The organism is Fredinandcohnia onubensis (assembly GCF_002734215.1).
Taxonomy (GTDB): domain Bacteria; phylum Bacillota; class Bacilli; order Bacillales; family Bacillaceae_L; genus Ferdinandcohnia; species Ferdinandcohnia onubensis.
Genome location: NZ_NSEB01000015.1, coordinates 204,930 through 224,602 on the forward strand (window position 1 = coordinate 204,930; position 19,673 = coordinate 224,602).

Here is a 19,673-nt window from a genome sequence, read left to right on the forward strand (position 1 = left end):
GAAATCGTCCAATTGGATTGATTTCTCCTTTTTACTTTCCTTTTATGGCAGGTATTTTAATTTTGACGGTGAATTCCTCGTCTTTACATACAAAGTCCAAAAATCCATTTGCTTCATCTACAACATCATGAATTAACTTTGTACCAAGTCCTTCGTGACCATCACCTTTAGTCGTTTTTCCAAAGGTTTCAAACAAGTGATCTAAGATGGACGCTGGAATTGGAAGAGTACTATTTTTACATGTTAAAATATACAATCCACTTCGCTTATAACATTGCAAGGTAAGGAAGGCATGGCACTTATGCTCTTTTTGCCATTCTTCACACGCATCAATACTATTGGTTAAGAGATTTCCAATTAAGGTCACAATTTGCTGGTCCGACAATGGTAAGGATGAAAGTGGCAAATCAAAATCATACACAATTGAAATATCAAGTGCTCTTGCTTTGCGATACATTTGATGGAGAATACCTGCTACCACACCGCGTTCGCCTTTTATTGAAAGATTTGTTTCTTTATAGCCCTCAACCAATTCATCCAAATAATGTTTTGCTTCCTTGTCTTTTCCATTTTCAAGCATAAAGTGAATGGCGGAAACATGCTTTAAAAAGTCATGCCGTTCACTACGAACGACTCGGAAGGTTTCATTGAATTGAGCGCGTTGTTCATCAAAATGTTTGGCCTCTTCTAATAAAGTATTCATTTTTCTTGAAATTGAAAGTCGTGATAAACATGCATAAATGCATAAAATCGCCAATACCACGATGAGTCCCCAATAAAGCATGATCAAACATTACGCCACCTTAAAAATAATTTTGTTGTAAAAAGTCTACTTTTTCTTTTGTGATCATTGCCTGTTCTTCGATGCCTTCGAAAGTGACAATATAGGAGTTCTTTGCATAAAGCGAAAAATTTTTTACATAGTGAATATTGATGATAAACGACCGGTGTGACCGAATGAAGTCTCTTTCTCGTAATTCTCCCTCTAGCTCACCCAGAGTTTGATAGGTTTTTATCGGTCCTGATTTTGTATAAATGGTTGTCGAACGCCCAGAACGTTCAATAAAAATAATATCCTTTTTTTGGAGAATATGGATTTCATTTTTTTGTTTTAAATAAAGTCTTCCATGAATTTCAGCCGACTTTGTTTTTTCGAGTAATCGCTCAATTGATTTAACTAAACGTTCCTTCGGATAAGGCTTCATTATATAATCATGAACATTTAGTTCAAATGCATGAACAGCATAGCCACTATTTCCTGTTACAAAAATCACTGAAATATTCAGTGCATGCGTGTGTATAATATCGGCAAGTTCATAGCCTGATAAATTTGGCATCTCAATGTCAGCAATCAACAAATCGATTTCCTCTTTTTTGATTTGTTCATAGGCTTCCTCGGCGGATAATGTAGAGAAGATAACCTCAATATCTGGAATGCCACTTACAATTGCTTTTAATTTATCCAAATCAATCAAACGGTCATCTACAAGACCAACCTTCATTTTCAAATCTACCTCACATTACCAACATTTAAATGATAATTTCCAAATATAGTATCTTTCTATTTTAACACCTTTATAGGAAAATTTGACCTTTTCGCGACAAAAAAAGGAACATTCGCGACATATCTAGAGATTTTCTCAAAAAGGATGGCTATGATATAGACATAAGAACAAGACGAGGTGGAAAAAATGATCGAAATTAATGAAGTGACAAAAAGATTCAAAGATAAAAAGACTTCTATAACAGCATTAAAGCATGTGGAATTTACTGTTGAAAAAGGGCAAGTTGTTGGATTGTTAGGGGAAAATGGTGCGGGAAAAACAACTCTTCTACGAACCATTGCGACTTTATTAACTCCGACGGATGGAAATGTTAAAGTGGCAGGCTATGATACTCAAAAAAATCCAGAAGAAGTAAAAAAAAGAATCGGAGTATTATTTGGTGGCGAAACAGGATTGTATGATCGCCTCACTGCACGAGAGAATCTCGAATTTTTTGCAGCTTTATATGGATTAAGCAAACATGAAACGAAAGTAAGGATAGATGAATTAGCACGAATGTTTGGAATGCGAGATTACTTGAATCGTAAGGTCGGTGGGTTCTCAAAAGGTATGAGACAGAAGGTAGCGATTGCGAGAACACTCATTCATAATCCAGAGATTATTCTCTTTGATGAGCCAACGACCGGATTAGATATTACGTCATCAAATGTATTCAGACAGCTTGTTCACCAGTTAAAGCGTGATGGTAAGACGATTATATTCTCTAGTCATATTATGGAGGAAGTTTCCATGCTTTGTGATTCAGTCGCAATGATGCATAAGGGAGAACTCGTCTATCATGGTGATTTAGATGAGCTTTATAAATCAGAAGGAAGCCAGGATTTGAATTATATTTTCATGAGTAAACTTGTTAGGGGGAACGAAACATATGCTTCGTAAAATATATTTGAAAGAATTAAAAGATTGCTTTCGCGATCGTCGCACATTAATACTCACTGTCTTATTACCAATTATCATGATGTCCGGAATGACGTTTTTCTATGAAAATATGATTTCAGATGGCGAAGGTGATACTTTCCAGCTTGCAGTTGAAGAATCTTCCATGATTGAAGCAGAAAGGATACTTTCAGGAGTAGAGAATGTTGAGCTCATTGAATCGTCTAACCTCGAGCGATCCATTCAGGACGGAGATGCACAAGTAGGGTTGGAATTAACTCCAAATTTCGTTGAGGCGACACAAAATGGGGAGGAAGCTTCGGTCACTCTCGTTGGGGATTCATTTAGTCAAAAGTCTACTCAATTAAATGCAATTATCTTGAATGCCTTAACAGTTTTTGAGAAAACAGTGGTTGTCGGGAACCTTCAGGCAGGCGGAATCGATCCTTCTATCATGCAACCTTTTACGATTAAACAAGAAGAAATGACAAATGAGGATCCAAATGTTGACATGCTTGCATTTTTAATTCCGTTAATCTTATCAATTGCAATCGGAGTTGGTTCAGGTCCTTCTGCAGCCGATTTATTTGCGGGTGAAAAAGAAAAGAAAACGATGGAAGCTCTGTTAATGACACCTGTTAAACGATCTACCTTGCTACTTGCAAAATGGCTAACGATTGCAACAATTGGGTCGGTAATCGGCATTATTACATTGGCTGTAGTTGCATTGGAGATTAGTTTGTTAACTGAAAATCTCAAAAATGCTGTATCATTTGGAGATGACGCTTATTTAATCATTGGAATCGGAATTTTACTGTCAGTTATCTATGCTGCATTCACCGCATCATTAATCATGACTACAAGTATAGTCGCGAAGACGATTAAGGAAGCAGGTAGCTATAGTAGCCCTGTAATGATGATTGCCATGTTCCCTGCAATGATTATAGTAGGGGTAGGAGTGAATGAACTTACGAATTATCACTTCGCTGTGCCAATTATGAATTTATTTACTTTATTAAAAGAATTGATGTTTGGAATCATTGACTATGAACATATTCTACTTGCTTTCGGTAGCAACATCGCTTGTATGATTATCTTCTTTGTGATTGGCCGTATCTTGTTTATGAAAGATAAATGGGTAATGAACTAATGAAAAACTGCCAACCCTTTAGGGCTGGCAGTTTTTTTACACATCTTGTGCGTATCTCTCATCAGGAATTTTTGTAAGTGTGACATATAAACTTACATTTTCTGAACCATCATTTACAAAGCTTAAGTTTTCTTCTCCATTACAAACGATCACATCGTCCTTTTTCACTTTAACGTCTTGCTCATCAATTGTAAAAGTACCTTCACCTGAAAGAACGAGTAGATATACATTAGACCCTGGATGCTTGTGAGCAGGTAGCGCTTGATTTGGCATGAAATTTAACATAAAAACGGTACTACCACCTTCTTTAAAGATGACACGTTTTGTTAGTCTTTCCTCATTATATTCTATAAAATGATTGAGCATTTCTTTCCTCAATTGAATCGCCCCTTTTTATATTTTCTAGATTATCTATACCCATTATAATGTAGGAATAAAAGTCAGTCTGTGATATATATCATGATCTATAAATGGACGTTTTTTATACTGTTATACAACAATAATATTGAGTTGTCTATACACATGATTTATAATTCGTAATATAGAGAATTTTCTAAAACGATAAAGGGGGAATGTAAGTGCAGGCTTTTACTGATTGGTTGAATGGTATCCTTTGGAGCCCGGTCATGATTTATGGAATGCTTGGTGTAGGACTTTTATTTTCAATTTTAACTCGTTTTTTACAGGTAAGGCACATCAAAGATATGACATCCCTTATGTTCAAAGGAAAAAGCTCTGATGCGGGGGTTTCATCCTTCCAAGCATTGGCTGTTTCTCTATCAGGTCGTGTTGGAACAGGTAACATAGCAGGAACAGCTACCGCTATTGCATTTGGTGGACCAGGTGCCGTTTTCTGGATGTGGGCGATTGCCTTTATTGGGGCATCAACTTCATTCATTGAATCGACATTAGCACAGATTTACAAAGAAAAGCAAGATGGTCAATATCGTGGTGGACCAGCGTATTACATAGAAAAAGGAATCGGTTGGAAATGGTATGGTATTATATTTGCTCTTGCTGCACTTCTCGCAATGGCATTTCTAATGCCAGGAATCCAATCGAATTCGATTGCTGCTGGATTGGACAATGCATTTGGAATTAATAAATGGGTAACTGCAGCTATCTTGGTTGTGTTAATTGGTGCCATTATTTTTGGTGGTATTAAGAGGATAGCAAACGTTGCACAGTATGTGGTACCATTTATGGCTATCGGTTATATTATTATGGCAATCATTATTATGATTATGAACATCGGTCAGTTACCAGCAGTAATTGCTTTAATTTTTAAGAGCGCATTCGGAGCTGAGCAAGCATTTGGCGGGATTATTGGGATGGCAATCGCATGGGGAGTAAAACGTGGTATTTACTCAAATGAAGCTGGTCAAGGTACAGGGCCACACGCAGCAGCAGCTGCGGAAGTATCCCATCCGGCTAAACAAGGTTTAGTTCAAGCTTCTGCTGTCTACATTGATACATTATTAGTTTGTTCAGCGACAGCATTTATGATTTTATTTACAGGAATGTATAATGTTCAGGCGGAAGATAAATCATTCATTGTAAATAACTTAGGAGAAACGGTTGAAGCGGGGCCAGCGTTTACACAAGCAGCTGTTGAAACTGCACTACCAGGGTTTGGTGCTGGATTTACAGCGATTGCCTTATTCTTCTTTGCCTTTACAACAATTATGGCATACTACTACATGGCAGAAACAAATATCGCTTATTTAATAAGAGGTAGGGATAGTAGGGTAGCCATGTTTATATTAAAAATTGTTTTATTAGGATCGATGACCTACGGAACTGTGAATGAGGCTAAACTTGCTTGGGCATTTGGTGATGTTGGATTAGGTTTAATGGTTTGGCTGAATGTTATTGCCATTCTCATATTAGCAAAACCTGCATTGGTCACATTGAAGGACTACGAGAAGCAACGTAAGGCAGGACTAGATCCAGTCTTTGATCCAGTTAAGCTTGGAATTAAGAATGCTGACTATTGGGTGAATGATTACAAGCACGAAGATAATCCTTCAGGCTCGTTAACAGAAAACGATAAGTCGTTCCCAGGATAAAAGGGGAAAGGGACCGAAAGCATGTTCATGCTAGGTCCCTTTTTATTATGAATACGAAATAATCATGCCACCCCTACCCGCGTAAGTTCCCATTGTTGCACCCATATAATTTACCATGACTTCTTTTGGATGAAACTGGGCAATGATTTCATTTTTTATTGCCTCGGCTTCTTCAATGTTACCTGTGTGAGTGATACCAAAAATGGTTTCAGAGAAGTCCTTTTTTGATTCTTTAATTATTTCCATTAATGCTTTTTGGGATTTCTTTTTCCCACGGATTTTTTCAAGAGTTTCTACGGTGCCGCCATCTCCTCTTTGTAATAAAACCTTTATATTTAAGAGCTTGGCAAGAGAGCCTTGAAATTTGCTTAATCGACCGCCTTTTACTATATTCTCTAGCGTATCAAGCAAAATGAAAATATTCATGTTTTCGCGGTATTTGGTAAGGTTTGCGACGATTTCCTCAATTGAAAGTCCATTTTCAGCTAGTTCAGCAGCTCTTATAATTTGTATGCCATGCCCTAAAGAGCCTGCTAGAGTATCAAAGACAGTTACTTTATTCTCAGTAAGGCCCTTTGCTATGGTTGCTGATTGATAGGTGCCACTTAATCCGGATGAAATTGTCAAACATAGAATCTCTGAATCAACTGGGAACTTGGAATACGCTTCTGCAAAAATAGCAGGAGATGGCTGAGAAGTCTTTGGTAGTTGTGCTGTCGCAAACATTTTATTAAAGAATTCTTTTGGTGTTAAATCAACACCTTCTCTGTAATCAACACCTTCAATCGAAACGTTCATGGGAACAGCTGTTATATTATATTTTTTTAGCAACTCATTTGGAAGATCTGCTGAGCTATCTGTTACTATTTTAATCACTATAAATCCCTCACATTATTAATTAACTCTTATTTAAAGTATATCATTTCCAAATGAAATCTACGTTTTCAACACTTCGAGCCGTTTTATGAAATAAAAGAATTTAAATCTATGCCATTCTAGTTTAGAATTAAACATATACACAAATTGAGCATTTATAAGGAAGGTCATTATGTCTGAAGAAAATATTATAAGGATCGAATTAGATGGTAAGGAATACATATTAATCGGAACAGCTCACGTTTCCAAGCATAGCGCTGAACAGGTTAAGGAAGTTATCGAAGCAGAAAAGCCTGATTCGGTTTGTATTGAACTTGATGAACAAAGATATCAATCCATGATGGAAGGTAACAAATGGAAAGAAACGGACATCTTTAAGGTCATCAAAGAGAAGAAGGCCACTTTGCTTCTCATGAACCTAGCGATTTCCTCATTCCAAAAGCGAATGGCTAGTCAATTTGGAATCAATGCCGGACAAGAAATGATGCAGGGAATCGAGTCCGCGAAAGAAGTAGGGGCCGAATTAGTTTTAGCAGACCGAAACATTCAAATAACATTTTCACGGATTTGGAATGCGGTCGGATTTACAGGAAAAATGAAATTATTAATGTCCATTATTTATAGCATTTTCAGCAACGAAACGATTACTGAGGAAGAACTTGAAAAAATGAAATCCAAGGATATGCTGAATTCAATGCTTACCGAATTTTCGACGAGCTTTCCCAAATTAAAAACGCCACTCATTGATGAGCGTGATCAGTATTTGGCACAGAAGATCAAACAGGCTCCAGGAGAAAAAGTAGTAGCCGTACTTGGGGCGGCACACGTACCTGGTATCAAGGAAGAAATTAAAAGAGAACATGATTTGAAGAAGCTTACGCAGTTGCCGCCTAAATCAAAGGCGCCAAAAATTATTGGTTGGGCGATTCCGATTTTAATCGTGGCCATCATTGCCTATACCTTTATTGCTAACCCAGAAGCAGGCATGCAGCAAACCATAAGCTTAGTCTTGTGGACAGGCTCTTTTTCAGCTATTGGTGCTGCGATTGCTTTAGGACATCCCCTTACGATTGTGACCGCCTTTTTTGCAGCACCAATCGGGGTTATGCATCCTCTAATTGCTGCAGGATGGATAGCGGGATTTGTCCAAGCTTTTCTACGCCGTCCTAGTGTAAAAGACTTTGAAACACTTTCAACAGATGTCTATAGTGTAAAGGGCTTCTGGCATAACAAAGTAACTCGGATTTTGTTAATTATTGTTTTGTGTAACCTAGGCACATCTCTCGGCCTATTTATCGGCGGTGCAGATGTTGTGAGATTGTTTATAAAAAACTTATGATACAAAAAGACCTGTTCAGATGCGAACAGGTCTTTTTTTTGTATACGAATAAATCGATTAAATATGGCCTGAAGCGAGTTCAAAAGTATAGGTGATTCTGACAGAACGAGCGGAAAAAAGCAGAGTATTAGTCGGAATCCAGGGTTGATTCTGACAGCATGAGAGGAAAAAAGCATGGAGTGAGTCGGAAACCATGGTTGATTCTGACAGCACGAGCGGAAAAAATAGAGAGTGAGTCGTAAACCAAGGTAGATTCTGACAGCATGAACCAGAAAAAGCAGAAAGTGAGTCGGAATCCAGGGTAGATTCTGACAGCATAAACCAGAAAAAGCAGAGAGTGAGTCCCAAAAAGAATTTCCAATTCGTACTATACTACTTGAACTTAGCCTCTCAATAAAGTAATCTTCATTAAATAAAAAAGTAGCGTGAGTTAACTCTCACGCTACTTGATATGTCGTTTTTTTTTATAAAAAAGAACTAATTATTAGTTAACACCCTTCATGAACTTTTGAATCTTAGGTGATACGAATAATAGGATAATACCTAAAACGATTGATGCCCCACCAATTACTCCAAAATAAGTCATTTCTGTTTCAGGTGTATAGAATTTAACAAGTTGTGCGTTAAGTGCTTGTGCAGCGGCGTTTGAAAGCATCCATAAACTCATCATCTGAGCCGTAAAAGCTGCAGGAGCTAATTTTGTTGTAGCGGAAAGTCCGACAGGTGAAATTAATAATTCCCCAATAACAACAATGAAGTAACTTAGCACTAACCAAAGTGGATTAACTAATGAATCTGTTCCACCAAAATATGCTGGTAATAGAATCACAAGGAAAGAAAGACCAGCAAAAAGCAAACCTAATGAGAACTTTTTCGGAACAGAAGGTTGACGATTTCCAAGCTTAACCCATAACCATGCAAAAACAGGCGCAAACATAATAATGAATAATGGGTTTAAAGATTGGAACCAGGCTGGAGAAATATTAAAGCCTGCAAATTGTAATTGTGTTCGTGTATCAGCATAATTGGCAAGAATCGTTGCTCCTTGCTCTTGGATAGACCAGAACATAACGGCAGCTAAGAATAAAGGAATATACGCTAATACTCTTGAACGCTCAACATCTGATGTTTTTGAACTACGATACATCGTAACAAAATAAATAGTAGGAATTAAGAAACCAAGAATACCAATAAGTGCGATAAATGAATCAAATGTTAGGAAACCGGCTGGAATTCCAACAGCAATTAAAATTGCAACTATAACTATACCAACAGCAATCTGTGTATACACTTTTTTCTTTTCATTTGCTGCAAGTGGATTTGGAACAATTGTACCTGCAAGACCAAGATTCTTTTTCTTTGTGAAAACAAAGAATAGTAATCCGAAGAACATCCCGATTGCAGCAATTCCGAAGCCCCAATGGAAATTATGCCTTAATCCAACTTCACCTACAATAAGTGGAGAAAGGAATCCACCGAGGTTAATACTCATATAGAAGATACTAAATCCAGCATCACGACGTGTATCTTTTTCACTGTATATTTCCCCAACAACACTAGAAACGTTAGGTTTTAGTAAACCTGTACCAAGGACAATCAGAACCATTGACACAAAGAATAGTGAAATGTTACCAGGAATTGCAAGAGCAATATGACCTAGCATGATTAGAATACCACCATAAAATACCGCTTTAGAAGTACCAAAGATTCGGTCTGCTAACCATCCACCGATAACCCCTGACATATAAACAAGTGACCCATAAATAGACATAATCGCCATAGCTGTATGTTGATCAAGTCCAAGGCCTCCATCAGATACTTCATAATACATGTAGAATAATAGAATGGCTCTCATACCATAGTATGAGAATCGCTCCCAGAATTCCGTGAAGAAAAGAGTGAATAGCCCTTTAGGGTGTCCGAAGAATCCCTTTTGAGGAACACTGTCCACAATTTTCTGTCTATTATAGTCTGACATAACATAACCTCCAAAATAGTATATTGGTATAATAATTGAAATTGTTACACTATGTCAAACATAAGAAAATTCTAAGTTGCGTCAATACTTTATAAGGTTTTAAATCTTAGGTTAATTGACAGGGTTTTTGGAGTCATTATATTCAAAAAATAAACAGATTGCGTTTGCAATCTGTTTAATGTTTCCATTCAAGGATAATTTCTCAATTATTTATGGTGTGATTTATAAAGAATGTATAATAATGCCAGCAACACAATATCAAGTCTTACAGCAAAGGCAAATTGTAGAAAGCCTGTATGTAGGATGGGAATTTTAACCAAAAGGATTGCTGCAAGGATTATGATAAGTAATGGAATCGTTGCTTTTTTAACTTCCTTATTGATAGCTAGAAGGATCCCACAAACGATTTCAAGAATAGCGACAACATACATGATAAGTTCGGGTGCAGGTAATGGTAGATTTAGAAAGACGGAGCTTAGTTCACTGCTAAGAAGCTTCATGGTCCCAGATGTAATAAATACAAATGCTACTACATAGCGTATAAGTTTCATAGTAGACAATGTTTGATTCATTTTACTCTCCTCCTTTTCTATAACTCTATGGCTAGGGAGGACAAACTATTCTCAGGGAATGTGCGTAAATAAATATATAGACGAAAGTAGTATAGATGAACCTATTCAGGCTGTATGAATAAAATAGGCAAAAGATATCTATAGGTAGGAGGTTTGTCTTTTGTCTGTAAATTACAGAGTACGACCAACTGGAATGATTGCATATACTGCAGGTCGTGTTGGGCAATATGATATATGGCTTTTTCATGTTCAAAGTGGAAATAGGGTGCAGCTTACAAACGGATTAGCCGATTCCTTTTCTAAGCCTATTTGGTCAGGTGATAATCGAAAAATTGCATTTGTAGGGAAAAATCGAATTGTGTATGTGATTGATCTTTCAACTGGCAGAATCGCGGCTATTGACCAAATCGGTCCTAATGAGGACATTACACTTGATTGGGCTCCCAATCATCGGATGCTAGCCTATACAACGCGAAACCACATTATGATGTATGATATTTTGACTTATCGAGCAACAAGTATTTCAGAACCTGGTGCTTCAGATGCCCAGTGGTTTCCAAGCGGGCGAGAGCTATTGTTTCAAGGAGTTGACTCTTCAGGTAATCAGCAATTATTCCGTATTGAGACAAATGGATCTAAGAGGAGACAAATTACAAATAATACAGAAGGGCCATTAAATGAGGTTTCCCTTTCACCTGACGGAACATTTGTCCTTTATACAACACCAGGAGCTAGTATTTCACTTATCCGTACAGTGGATGTGACATCAGGTGAGGTGTACGAAATTCAAGGTGGAGAACAAGCAAAAAATTATGATCCAACATGGTCCCCGGACTCTCAGATGATCGCATTTAGTGCGACTGCTTATAGCGAAGGAACAGGATATTATAATCAAATTCGTATAGTAGGAAAACGTGGTGACAATGAACGAATTCTTACAACATCTTCTTGCTTTGCAACACCTGTTACATGGTCTCAAGATTCCCAGTCAATTGCCTATTTATCAGGTTGCTCAGAACAAGAATTTGCAACTGAAATGTGGTTGATCGCAATACAAAATCCGAATCCTATCATCCTGACTAAGGAACCTCAAATTGCTAAGCTGGTCTTCAGGGAATGTTCGTCCTACTAAAGGGGTATATACAAATAAAACGTATAGAGTTCGGTTTCAATATCCATCACACTGGCAGCAGGTAGATACGGAGAGATATGAAGGAGTGGATGGTTTCTTTCAAATTTCAGCAATTGGTGGTGGGGATGATATTCATGAAGTGTGTAGGGGGGAAGCCTTTCACAAATTGATGCCATATGGCTCATCACCTCGTATTTTCCAGACGAGAATTCGTGGACAAGAGGCTTGTCTGATCTATCCATCTTCAGACCAACCGCCTGAAATGAACCGTCAGGCAGCTGCTATAGTCAGATATCCTACCCCAGTTCAAATTGAAGGTTCAACCTACAATTATTTCATTTTATGGGCGGATGATGCCCATCTGAATTCGATTGCAAGAACCATTTCGTTTATATAAAAGAGAGTTGCAACCAATTGGTTGCAACTCCTTTTACAATTCGCGCAATTTTCTAGATAGGGTGCTAATCTCATCCTCAATTTCTGCGATTTGACGTTCCAGTGGTGAGATGTTGCCATTCACAGAATCTAACTTTTCTAAATCATTTTGAAGGCGTACATAGTCTAATTTTAGTTCCCGAATTTTGTATTCAAGTTCTTTCTTATCCATTATTTGTCCCCATTTCTCATGTTTTTTTCATTATAACATTGAGAATGAGGATTTGCTTTACTTAACCTCACTAGGTGCTGGAACTCGTGTTAATACGATAAAACCAATGATAAAGAGGATAACTAAGCTGAATACACCCATATTGGAATGACCTGTCATTTGAGCGGTTACTCCGACTAGTAACGGACCCATAATAGATGCGAACTTTCCAAAAATATTATAGAATCCAAAAAACTCATTTGCCTTTTGTTTAGGGACAAGCTTTGCAAAATAAGAACGGCTTAATGCCTGGATTCCTCCCTGAGAAGTGGCAACAAGCATGGCGAGGATCCAGAAATCAAGAGTTGTTTTTAAGAAAAAGGCATACACACAGACAATGATATAAACGAAAATGCCGACATACAACATCTTTTTACCTGTGAATTTTTGTGCCAATCGACCATAAAGGACCGCGAATGGTGCAGCCACAACCTGTGTCACAAATAACACAATTAATAAATTTGTAGCACTGATTCCTAGGTCTGTTCCATATGCTGTTGACATGGAAATAACTGTACCAACCCCGTCGATATAAAAGAAGTAAGCAACTAAGAACAAAAACACAGCTCGGTATTTTTTGATTTCCTTAAAGGTTGTTCCAAGTCGTTTGAAACTACTGGCGATTGGATTAGGTTCTCGTTCAATATAGTAGCGTTGATGAACATTTTTAAATAATGGGATGGAAAAAAGGCCCCACCAAATGGCTGTAATGATAAATGCTATTTTGCTAGCAACCGTTGCTGAAATCGGTAAAATTTCTTTTTGTGCAAGTAGGATAATGGCGATTGCAAGTAAAAACGGAATGGTACTACCAATATAGCCTAACCCATATCCACGTGCAGAAACACGGTCCATTTTATCTTCAGTTGTGACGTCAACGAGAAAGGCATCATAGAAAACATTGGCCCCTGTTGAACCTAATGCAGCAAACGTATAAACGATTAATAAGAGCAACCAATTATCACTTGGTACAAAAGCTAATAAGGCCGTTGCCGAAACGCCTAATGCAAAGAAGAAAGTGAAAAATTTCTTTTTGTAGCCTTGATAATCTGCGATTGTTCCTAAAATGGGTCCAATCATCGCTAAGATAAAGGTAAAAATGGCGATTGTATAGCCAAGATATGCTGTCGAATCTGCAGCATTCACACCAGCATTTGTGGCAGCAGCTTTGTAAAAAATCGGAAAAACAGCCGTTGTAATAATAATTGAATAAGCTGAATTAGCCCAATCATAATACATCCAACTCGATTCCTCTTTCGTAAACGATCTCATCCCATAACCCCCTTTTTAATTTTGTGAAACCAGAGGGACGGTTCTTGTGGTCCCCACTTAAAGTGTCAGTCTCTCAAGTCACCTTTAAACAATTTTAAGGAACCAGGAGAACCGTCCCCATGGTCACCCATGGTCAACCCCCATGGTCCGCTAGTAGTTCCTCAATCGCATGACCGTCTGTTTTTCCTAAATCTAGGCCTAATAGTCTGGCAAATGTTGGCCCTTCATCTACTAGATGCATAGCAGGTATTTCAATGTTTGGGCGAATTCCTTTTCCGGAGGCGATGAGAACGGTTGTGTAGTTCTCCTTTTCGGGTGAGTAGCCATGGCTTGCGAAGGTATAGCGTTTTTCACGTACATCCTCAGCTTGAATTTCATCGATATACTCACCATCTAGCTGCTCCTTGAAATAGTAGCCAAGCCGTGCTTCGATCATGAACGCAGCATTGTCATCTGCCCCTTTTTCCTTCGCTTCACTACTTGAAAGAATTCGTTCGATTCCGTTGTCCGCATGTTCAATTAGCTCTGTTAAAAGGGTTCTAACCTGTTCTTTTGTTTTTGTATCGTTTTTCTCTTTAAGATAAATATATGCAGAGCCATCACAGCTTTTGCAGTATGCCTTCCAATCTATTACTTTACCATCCGTATTTACGGTAATAAGACCTGCCTTCCTGAATAAAACATTCAGCTTAACCGCCCTGGATTCATCCAATGCACTATGGTCACCTAATGCAATGATTGTAGTTTTTTCATAGGTTCCACTTTCTTTTAGTGCATTCATGATCCTACCCAGTCTTTCGTCATGGCGACGAAGGGCTGCCATTGCTTCATCAGATGAAAATCCATGATAATGGCGTTGTGAATCCAAGTCGACAAAATGGACAAGCATGAGATTAGGTTTTCTCGTTTTAATGGTTTCAACGGTTGACTCCAGTACGAAATCATCGAGCTCAGGCTGACTAAGCCCTTTACGAAGATGTCCAAACTTCCGATTCATGTCCAATTGATATAGCGGACTGCCATTAAATAAAGAAACAAAGATTTGATTATGCCATGGTCGATTTGCAAAAATCTCTGGCATATTGTAATCGATTTTTGCCTTTGCAGTAACGGGCCATAAAAGGGCAGCAGTCTTCATCCCAGCCTTTTTAGCTTCATCGTAAAGGGTCGTTCCTTTTACATGTTGTCTGTGCCAATACCAATCTGGAGATAGGCGACCGGGCTGAAGAAATGTATTATTCACGATTCCATGATTTTTTGGATATCTCCCAGTCACTATCGTTGCATGGCATGGATAGGTTACAGAAGGATAGATGGTTTCAACATTCCTGCAAAACGATGCGTGCTCTAGTAGTTTCTTAAAATTGGGAAGCTCTTTAATAATTGGAAAATCAAGTGATGATAAGCAGTCAAATGAGATGACCAGTAAATAATCTGTGAGTCTTGACATATGGCCCTCCATCCTACGAAAGTCTTGTAATCTACTTACAATATAACAGAAAATTGGCAATTAAAATATGAAAACAATGTAAAGGCAAAGTAAAAAAGTATTCATTTCAATGTGAGATGGAATATAATTATGGTTATGTGCTCGATTTTGTTGAAGGAGAAAAATCATGTACGAAACAAACACCATTCGAGAAAAAATAAAATTGATTTTTATCATGTTGATTCCCATTTTAATCACACAGTTAAGTATGTTTTCAATGGTATTTTTTAATACAATTATGACTGGTAGATTTAATTCCTCTGATTTGGCCGGGGTTGCGATTGGATCATCCATATGGAATCCGATTTTTACAGGGATAAGTGCCATTTTGCTTGCAGTCTCACCTATTGCTGCGCAAAAATTTGGTGAAAAGAAAAGTAATGAAGTATCGACAGTTGTTTCAAGTGGAATCTATTTAAGCTTCATTATTGGCTTTGTGGTAATTTTAGCAGGGGTTCTCTTTTTAAATCCGTTGTTATCAATGATGAATTTGCAAGATAGTGTTCATCAGACAGCACATGACTACTTAGTTGGGTTGAGCTTTGGAATCATTCCCTTGTTCATCTTTAATGTACTGCGGTCATTTATCTATGCATTAGGGATTACAAGAGTCGTTATGTTTGTTTTATTGGTATCTGTACCTATTAATCTATTCTTAAACTATGTGTTAATCTTTGGTGCTTGGGGCTTTCCGGCACTTGGTGGTGGGGGAGCTGGTTTAGCGACTTCCATTACGTATTGGGTGATTGTTGGGATAACAGCTTTTATCGTCATTACGAAGGAACCATTTTCTTCCTATAAAGTATTTGTGGGACTTAGAGGTTTTACATTTAAAGAAAGTAAGGAAATTTTAAAAATTGGTATCCCGATGGGGTTATCCACTTTTTTTGAAACAAGTATGTTTGCCGTTGTAACGATATTAATTAGTAAATTTTCAGTTACAACCGTTGCAGCCTATCAATCCGCACTGAATATTGTTTCGTTCCTCTATATGATTCCGGTGAGCATTTCAATGGCGTTAACCGTTCTAGTTGGATTTGAGGTAGGGGCAAAGCGATTTAAAGATGCGAAAATTTATAGTTGGCTAGGGGTCGCTCTTTCGATGATCATTGCGCTAATAACTGGGCTATTTGTAATTGTCTTCCGCTTTGAAGTGGCGGGACTTTATTCAACAGAAACAGCGGTCATCACGTTAACGGCACAATTCTTAATTTACGCTTTATTCTTCCAAGTATCCGATGCTATTCAAGCAACAGCGCAGGCTGCGCTAAGGGGATACAAGGATGTTAATATTGCATTCGTAATGACTTTGGTAGCCTATTGGCTCGTCTGCTTACCTGCTGGCTGGGGGCTTGCTCACTTCACGGATTTAGGAGCTGCCGGTTACTGGCTTGGCTTGACATTTGGCTTACTTGCAGCGGGTGTCGGGTTATCAGCTAGACTCATTCACATCCAACGTACTCGCTTTGTGGAGGAAAAGATGGTTAGTTAGAACTAAAAGGAAGGGGGCTCCCCCTTCCTTTTTTTCATACCTGCACTCTATACCAAAACTTTACAAATTCTTAACTCTGGCTAAATTAAATAATCGCAATTTTTCGATAAGATGAAGTAAAAGGCTAATGGAGGGGTTAGATGAAGATTACGATTGCAGGTGCAGGGTATGTGGGGCTAGTTACAAGTGTTTGTTTAGCAGAACTTGGGCATGAAGTCATTTGCATAGATATCCAAGTTGACAAAATAGCAAAGCTGCAAGAAGGGTATTCTCCCATCTATGAACCAGAGTTAGAGCCACTTCTACAGAAAAACCTGATAGAAGGGAGGCTGTATTTTACGACAAATCCACGCTACGCCTACACCCAGGCTGATCTTATTTTTATCGCAGTAGGTACTCCACAAAATGAAGATGGTACTGCAAACCTTACTTTTGTCTATGATGTTATCGAAACAATCGCAGTTCATGTTGAGAAAGATGTAATCATATGCACAAAAAGCACCGTTCCTGTGGGAACAAATGAAAAAATGAAACGAATCATTGATTCTAAAAAGCTTCCAACTCTTAAGGTGGAGATCGTTTCGAATCCAGAATTCCTTCGTGAAGGATCCGCAGTTTTTGATTTTTTCTATGGAGATCGAATTGTAATTGGAGCAGATAACGATGAGGTTGCAACAGTACTCGAAAGAATCTATCTCCCTTTAAAAATTCCAATCGTTAAAACAGATATAAACAGTGCAGAAATGATTAAATATGCCTCAAATGCCTTTCTTGCAACAAAAATAAGCTTTATAAATGAGATTGCTAGAATGTGTGAAAAGGTAGGAGCAAATATCGATGATGTAACGTACGGAATCGGGAAGGATCAACGGATTGGACCTTATTTCTTAAAAGCGGGGCTTGGCTATGGAGGTTCCTGTTTTCCAAAAGATACAAGAGCATTGATGCATACATCAGGAAGTTTGGGACATCATTTTGAATTACTTGAAGCCGTTATTGGAGTTAACAACCGTCAAAAGTCATTTCCTGTTGTGAAGGCAAAAGAGATTTTGAAATCTGTAAAGGGAAGCAGGGTTGCCGTATTAGGTCTTTCTTTCAAACCAGATACAGATGACATTCGAGAAGCGGCTTCAATCACAATTATTAAAGAATTACTGATGAATGGCGCTAGTGTCATGGCATATGATCCTGTCGCAATTAAAAATGCGATAGAAGTGTTTGGAAATGCCATTGATTATACGGATGACATTTCAAGTGCGATTCAAGGGGCCGACCTAGCGATCATTGCAACAGAATGGGAGCAAATTAAACAATATCCCTTACACCTATACAGCTTATATATGAATGAACCGAAAGTGATCGACGGAAGAAATTGCTACTCACTAGAAGAGGTACAGAAATATCCACTGTTATATGTCTCGATTGGCAGACCCAAAGTGGTCAATAATTTAACAAAAAGGCTGTAAAACTAAGGGGAGATTTGAATCATGAAGCTTTTTCTTTCTATCTATAATGCTGATTGCCGAATTTTTCAAAAGGTAAACCAACATTATGATAAAAAACTGCTCCATTTTTTCTTTACTAGAATCACATTTTTAGGCGGTGCTACTTTTACAATAGTTACTTGTCTTGCATTGGCCTTTTTAACAACAAATCAATCAAGGTTAACGGCGATGGCTAGTGCACTTTCCCTTGCCATTAGTCATATACCTGTTCAAGCCATTAAGAAACTGTACCCTAGGAAAAGACCCTATTTAATCTTGGAAAAATCAAAGTTTCCTATAAAAGCATTAAAAGATCACTCTTTTCCTTCTGGACATACAACGGCCATTTTTTCAGTTATTATTCCATTTATTTTATATATGCCAACCCTTTCAATCATCCTTCTTCCAATCGGAATCTGTGTTGGGATGTCGAGAATCTTCCTAGGGTTACATTATCCTTCTGACGTAATGGTCGGTGGAATTCTAGGAACCACAGCTGGGATTATTAGCTTTTCTTTCGTTAATCAATTAATGGAATCTACCTTAAGGGGGATCTTATGAAAATAGCGATATTTACAGATACTTATTATCCAGAGGTGAATGGTGTTGCTCGTACATTAAAAAGGTTCACTGATTACTTAAATGAACAAGAAATTGAAGTTAAGGTATTTGCTCCAATGTCTGACTCAAAGGAATATGTATCTAGCCATATCCACCGATTTAAAAGCTTATCCTTTTTCTTGTATCCAGAGTGCAGACTTGCATTTCCAAATATGCACAAAATTCGTGCGGAGTTAGAACGATTTTCACCCGATATCATACATGTCGCGACTCCTTTCAATATTGGATGGTGTGGAAGCTATTATGCAAAGAAGTTAAATATTCCGCTTGTAGGCTCCTATCATACAGATTTTGATTATTATCTACAGTATTATGATTTGCAATTTTTATCTAATCCGTTATGGTCTTATATGAAATGGTTTCATCGGCCATTTCAAAAGCTGTATGTTCCATCACTTGTGACAAAAAATCAGCTTGAAGACAAAGGATTTTCAGATATAGAAATATGGACTCATGGGGTTGATTGCGAATTATTCAATCCTTACTATAATAAGAACATTGTTCGAGAAAGATATCAGGTCTCCAAAAAGTTTATGTTAACTTATGTGGGGCGATTAGCGCCGGAAAAAAATATAGATTTGTTAGTTGAAATGGCTAAGTCTTTACCGGAAGAGTGGAGTGAACAGATCCAATGGGTTATTGTTGGTGATGGACCTTCGCGCAGAAAAATGGAGGATGTAGCACCATCAAATATGAGTTTTACAGGCTTTTTAAAGGGGGAGGAATTGGCTGAGGTGTATGCGGCATCGGATTTGTTTATCTTCCCGTCTTCTTCTGAAACCTTTGGAAATGTCGTACTTGAAGCACTGGCAAGTGGTACACCAGTTGTTGGGGTGAATGCAGGAGGCGTTAGGAATATTGTTCAAGAAGGAATTACAGGTTATTTGTGTGAACCTGGTCAATCAGCTGAAATGATGAATACCATTCAACAACTGTTAGAAAATGATGGGGTTCGAAATCGAATGGGCTTGGAAGGAAGAAAATATGCACTATCTCAAAAATGGGATGCGATTTTTAAGAATCTGCTTTATAGCTATTCAACCGTATTAAAAGAACCAAACAAACAGAAGTATGCCTAAAAAAAGGAAGGGAGAGCCCTTCCTTTTCTTGTG

Annotated in this window: 19 protein-coding genes; 10 read left to right on the forward strand and 9 right to left on the reverse strand. The window is 37.9% G+C overall.

Going from position 1 to position 19,673, the window contains the following annotated elements; translation table 11 throughout:
* Window positions 1-31: 31 nt before the first annotated feature.
* Window positions 32-784 carry a sensor histidine kinase gene (locus tag CKK03_RS18840; protein WP_099364115.1) on the reverse strand — a complete coding sequence of 251 codons (753 nt, stop codon included), beginning with the start codon at window positions 782-784 and terminating at the stop codon, window positions 32-34.
* Window positions 785-803: 19 nt separating this feature from the next.
* Window positions 804-1,502 (reverse strand): LytR/AlgR family response regulator transcription factor, encoded by a 699-nt coding sequence (locus tag CKK03_RS18845; protein ID WP_099364066.1) that lies wholly within the window; start codon window positions 1,500-1,502, stop codon window positions 804-806.
* A gap of 189 nt (window positions 1,503-1,691) precedes the next feature.
* Here CKK03_RS18845 and CKK03_RS18850 point away from each other — a divergent pair, with 189 nt between their 5' ends.
* Both CKK03_RS18850 and CKK03_RS18855 read left to right on the forward strand, forming a co-directional pair.
* Entirely contained in the window at window positions 1,692-2,444 is a 753-nt protein-coding gene (locus tag CKK03_RS18850) for an ABC transporter ATP-binding protein (protein WP_099364067.1), read from the forward strand.
* Window positions 2,434-3,591: an ABC transporter permease gene (locus tag CKK03_RS18855; RefSeq protein ID WP_099364068.1), complete on the forward strand. Its 1,158-nt coding sequence runs from the start codon at window positions 2,434-2,436 to the stop codon at window positions 3,589-3,591. The genes CKK03_RS18850 and CKK03_RS18855 overlap by 11 nt, the downstream gene beginning before the upstream one ends.
* Before the next feature lie 36 nt (window positions 3,592-3,627).
* Here the strand turns inward: CKK03_RS18855 and CKK03_RS18860 are convergent, their stop codons facing one another.
* Window positions 3,628-3,969 carry a cupin domain-containing protein gene (locus tag CKK03_RS18860; protein WP_099364069.1) on the reverse strand — a complete coding sequence of 114 codons (342 nt, stop codon included), beginning with the start codon at window positions 3,967-3,969 and terminating at the stop codon, window positions 3,628-3,630.
* A gap of 200 nt (window positions 3,970-4,169) precedes the next feature.
* Here CKK03_RS18860 and CKK03_RS18865 point away from each other — a divergent pair, with 200 nt between their 5' ends.
* Window positions 4,170-5,660 carry an alanine/glycine:cation symporter family protein gene (locus tag CKK03_RS18865; protein ID WP_502306327.1) on the forward strand — a complete coding sequence of 497 codons (1,491 nt, stop codon included), beginning with the start codon at window positions 4,170-4,172 and terminating at the stop codon, window positions 5,658-5,660.
* 45 nt (window positions 5,661-5,705) lie between these two features.
* Here the strand turns inward: CKK03_RS18865 and CKK03_RS18870 are convergent, their stop codons facing one another.
* Window positions 5,706-6,536 (reverse strand): DegV family protein, encoded by an 831-nt coding sequence (locus CKK03_RS18870; protein ID WP_099364070.1) that lies wholly within the window; start codon window positions 6,534-6,536, stop codon window positions 5,706-5,708.
* 172 nt (window positions 6,537-6,708) lie between these two features.
* Between CKK03_RS18870 and CKK03_RS18875 the strand changes: the two genes are divergently transcribed.
* A complete protein-coding gene (locus CKK03_RS18875) occupies window positions 6,709-7,875 on the forward strand; it encodes a TraB/GumN family protein (RefSeq protein WP_099364071.1) in 1,167 nt (388 codons plus the stop codon).
* A gap of 484 nt (window positions 7,876-8,359) precedes the next feature.
* Here CKK03_RS18875 and CKK03_RS18880 read toward each other — a convergent pair whose 3' ends face one another.
* Together CKK03_RS18880 and CKK03_RS18885 are read right to left on the reverse strand one after the other, a co-directional pair.
* Window positions 8,360-9,853: a peptide MFS transporter gene (locus CKK03_RS18880; protein ID WP_099364072.1), complete on the reverse strand. Its 1,494-nt coding sequence runs from the start codon at window positions 9,851-9,853 to the stop codon at window positions 8,360-8,362.
* 206 nt (window positions 9,854-10,059) lie between these two features.
* Window positions 10,060-10,425 (reverse strand): DoxX family protein, encoded by a 366-nt coding sequence (locus CKK03_RS18885; protein ID WP_099364073.1) that lies wholly within the window; start codon window positions 10,423-10,425, stop codon window positions 10,060-10,062.
* A 160-nt stretch (window positions 10,426-10,585) separates the two neighbouring features.
* Between CKK03_RS18885 and CKK03_RS18890 the strand changes: the two genes are divergently transcribed.
* Together CKK03_RS18890 and CKK03_RS24025 are read left to right on the forward strand one after the other, a co-directional pair.
* Window positions 10,586-11,557 carry a TolB family protein gene (locus tag CKK03_RS18890; RefSeq protein ID WP_245864201.1) on the forward strand — a complete coding sequence of 324 codons (972 nt, stop codon included), beginning with the start codon at window positions 10,586-10,588 and terminating at the stop codon, window positions 11,555-11,557.
* Window positions 11,520-11,954 (forward strand): peptidase M56, encoded by a 435-nt coding sequence (locus CKK03_RS24025; RefSeq protein WP_245864202.1) that lies wholly within the window; start codon window positions 11,520-11,522, stop codon window positions 11,952-11,954. The genes CKK03_RS18890 and CKK03_RS24025 overlap by 38 nt, the downstream gene beginning before the upstream one ends.
* Before the next feature lie 33 nt (window positions 11,955-11,987).
* Here the strand turns inward: CKK03_RS24025 and CKK03_RS23830 are convergent, their stop codons facing one another.
* The 3 genes from CKK03_RS23830 to CKK03_RS18900 form a co-directional block, all read right to left on the reverse strand.
* Complete coding sequence (locus CKK03_RS23830) at window positions 11,988-12,164, reverse strand: SE1832 family protein (protein ID WP_180271311.1); 177 nt, start codon at window positions 12,162-12,164, stop codon at window positions 11,988-11,990.
* Window positions 12,165-12,221: 57 nt separating this feature from the next.
* Entirely contained in the window at window positions 12,222-13,475 is a 1,254-nt protein-coding gene (locus tag CKK03_RS18895) for an MFS transporter (RefSeq protein WP_099364074.1), read from the reverse strand.
* Between the two features lie 133 nt (window positions 13,476-13,608).
* Complete coding sequence (locus tag CKK03_RS18900; protein WP_099364075.1) at window positions 13,609-14,925, reverse strand: alkaline phosphatase family protein; 1,317 nt, start codon at window positions 14,923-14,925, stop codon at window positions 13,609-13,611.
* A gap of 166 nt (window positions 14,926-15,091) precedes the next feature.
* Between CKK03_RS18900 and CKK03_RS18905 the strand changes: the two genes are divergently transcribed.
* The 4 genes from CKK03_RS18905 (at window position 15,092) to CKK03_RS18920 (ending at window position 19,640) form a co-directional block, all read left to right on the forward strand.
* A complete protein-coding gene (locus CKK03_RS18905; protein WP_099364076.1) occupies window positions 15,092-16,456 on the forward strand; it encodes an MATE family efflux transporter in 1,365 nt (454 codons plus the stop codon).
* 140 nt (window positions 16,457-16,596) lie between these two features.
* Window positions 16,597-17,922: a UDP-glucose dehydrogenase family protein gene (locus tag CKK03_RS18910; protein ID WP_099364077.1), complete on the forward strand. Its 1,326-nt coding sequence runs from the start codon at window positions 16,597-16,599 to the stop codon at window positions 17,920-17,922.
* 21 nt (window positions 17,923-17,943) lie between these two features.
* Entirely contained in the window at window positions 17,944-18,501 is a 558-nt protein-coding gene (locus CKK03_RS18915) for a phosphatase PAP2 family protein (RefSeq protein WP_099364078.1), read from the forward strand.
* Entirely contained in the window at window positions 18,498-19,640 is a 1,143-nt protein-coding gene (locus CKK03_RS18920) for a glycosyltransferase family 4 protein (RefSeq protein ID WP_099364079.1), read from the forward strand. The genes CKK03_RS18915 and CKK03_RS18920 overlap by 4 nt, the downstream gene beginning before the upstream one ends.
* The last annotated feature ends 33 nt before the right edge of the window (window positions 19,641-19,673 follow it).

Coding starts and splice junctions, on each gene's coding strand:
- CKK03_RS18900 (WP_099364075.1), bottom strand. CDS start 14,925: ATGTCAAGACTCACAGATTATTTACTGGTCATCTCATTTGACTGCTTA.
- CKK03_RS18855 (WP_099364068.1), top strand. CDS start 2,434: ATGCTTCGTAAAATATATTTGAAAGAATTAAAAGATTGCTTTCGCGAT.
- CKK03_RS18910 (WP_099364077.1), top strand. CDS start 16,597: ATGAAGATTACGATTGCAGGTGCAGGGTATGTGGGGCTAGTTACAAGT.
- CKK03_RS18920 (WP_099364079.1), top strand. CDS start 18,498: ATGAAAATAGCGATATTTACAGATACTTATTATCCAGAGGTGAATGGT.
- CKK03_RS23830 (WP_180271311.1), bottom strand. CDS start 12,164: ATGGATAAGAAAGAACTTGAATACAAAATTCGGGAACTAAAATTAGAC.
- CKK03_RS18845 (WP_099364066.1), bottom strand. CDS start 1,502: ATGAAGGTTGGTCTTGTAGATGACCGTTTGATTGATTTGGATAAATTA.
- CKK03_RS18915 (WP_099364078.1), top strand. CDS start 17,944: ATGAAGCTTTTTCTTTCTATCTATAATGCTGATTGCCGAATTTTTCAA.
- CKK03_RS18840 (WP_099364115.1), bottom strand. CDS start 784: ATGCTTTATTGGGGACTCATCGTGGTATTGGCGATTTTATGCATTTAT.
- CKK03_RS18880 (WP_099364072.1), bottom strand. CDS start 9,853: ATGTCAGACTATAATAGACAGAAAATTGTGGACAGTGTTCCTCAAAAG.
- CKK03_RS18885 (WP_099364073.1), bottom strand. CDS start 10,425: ATGAATCAAACATTGTCTACTATGAAACTTATACGCTATGTAGTAGCA.
- CKK03_RS18875 (WP_099364071.1), top strand. CDS start 6,709: ATGTCTGAAGAAAATATTATAAGGATCGAATTAGATGGTAAGGAATAC.
- CKK03_RS18850 (WP_099364067.1), top strand. CDS start 1,692: ATGATCGAAATTAATGAAGTGACAAAAAGATTCAAAGATAAAAAGACT.
- CKK03_RS18895 (WP_099364074.1), bottom strand. CDS start 13,475: ATGAGATCGTTTACGAAAGAGGAATCGAGTTGGATGTATTATGATTGG.
- CKK03_RS18905 (WP_099364076.1), top strand. CDS start 15,092: ATGTACGAAACAAACACCATTCGAGAAAAAATAAAATTGATTTTTATC.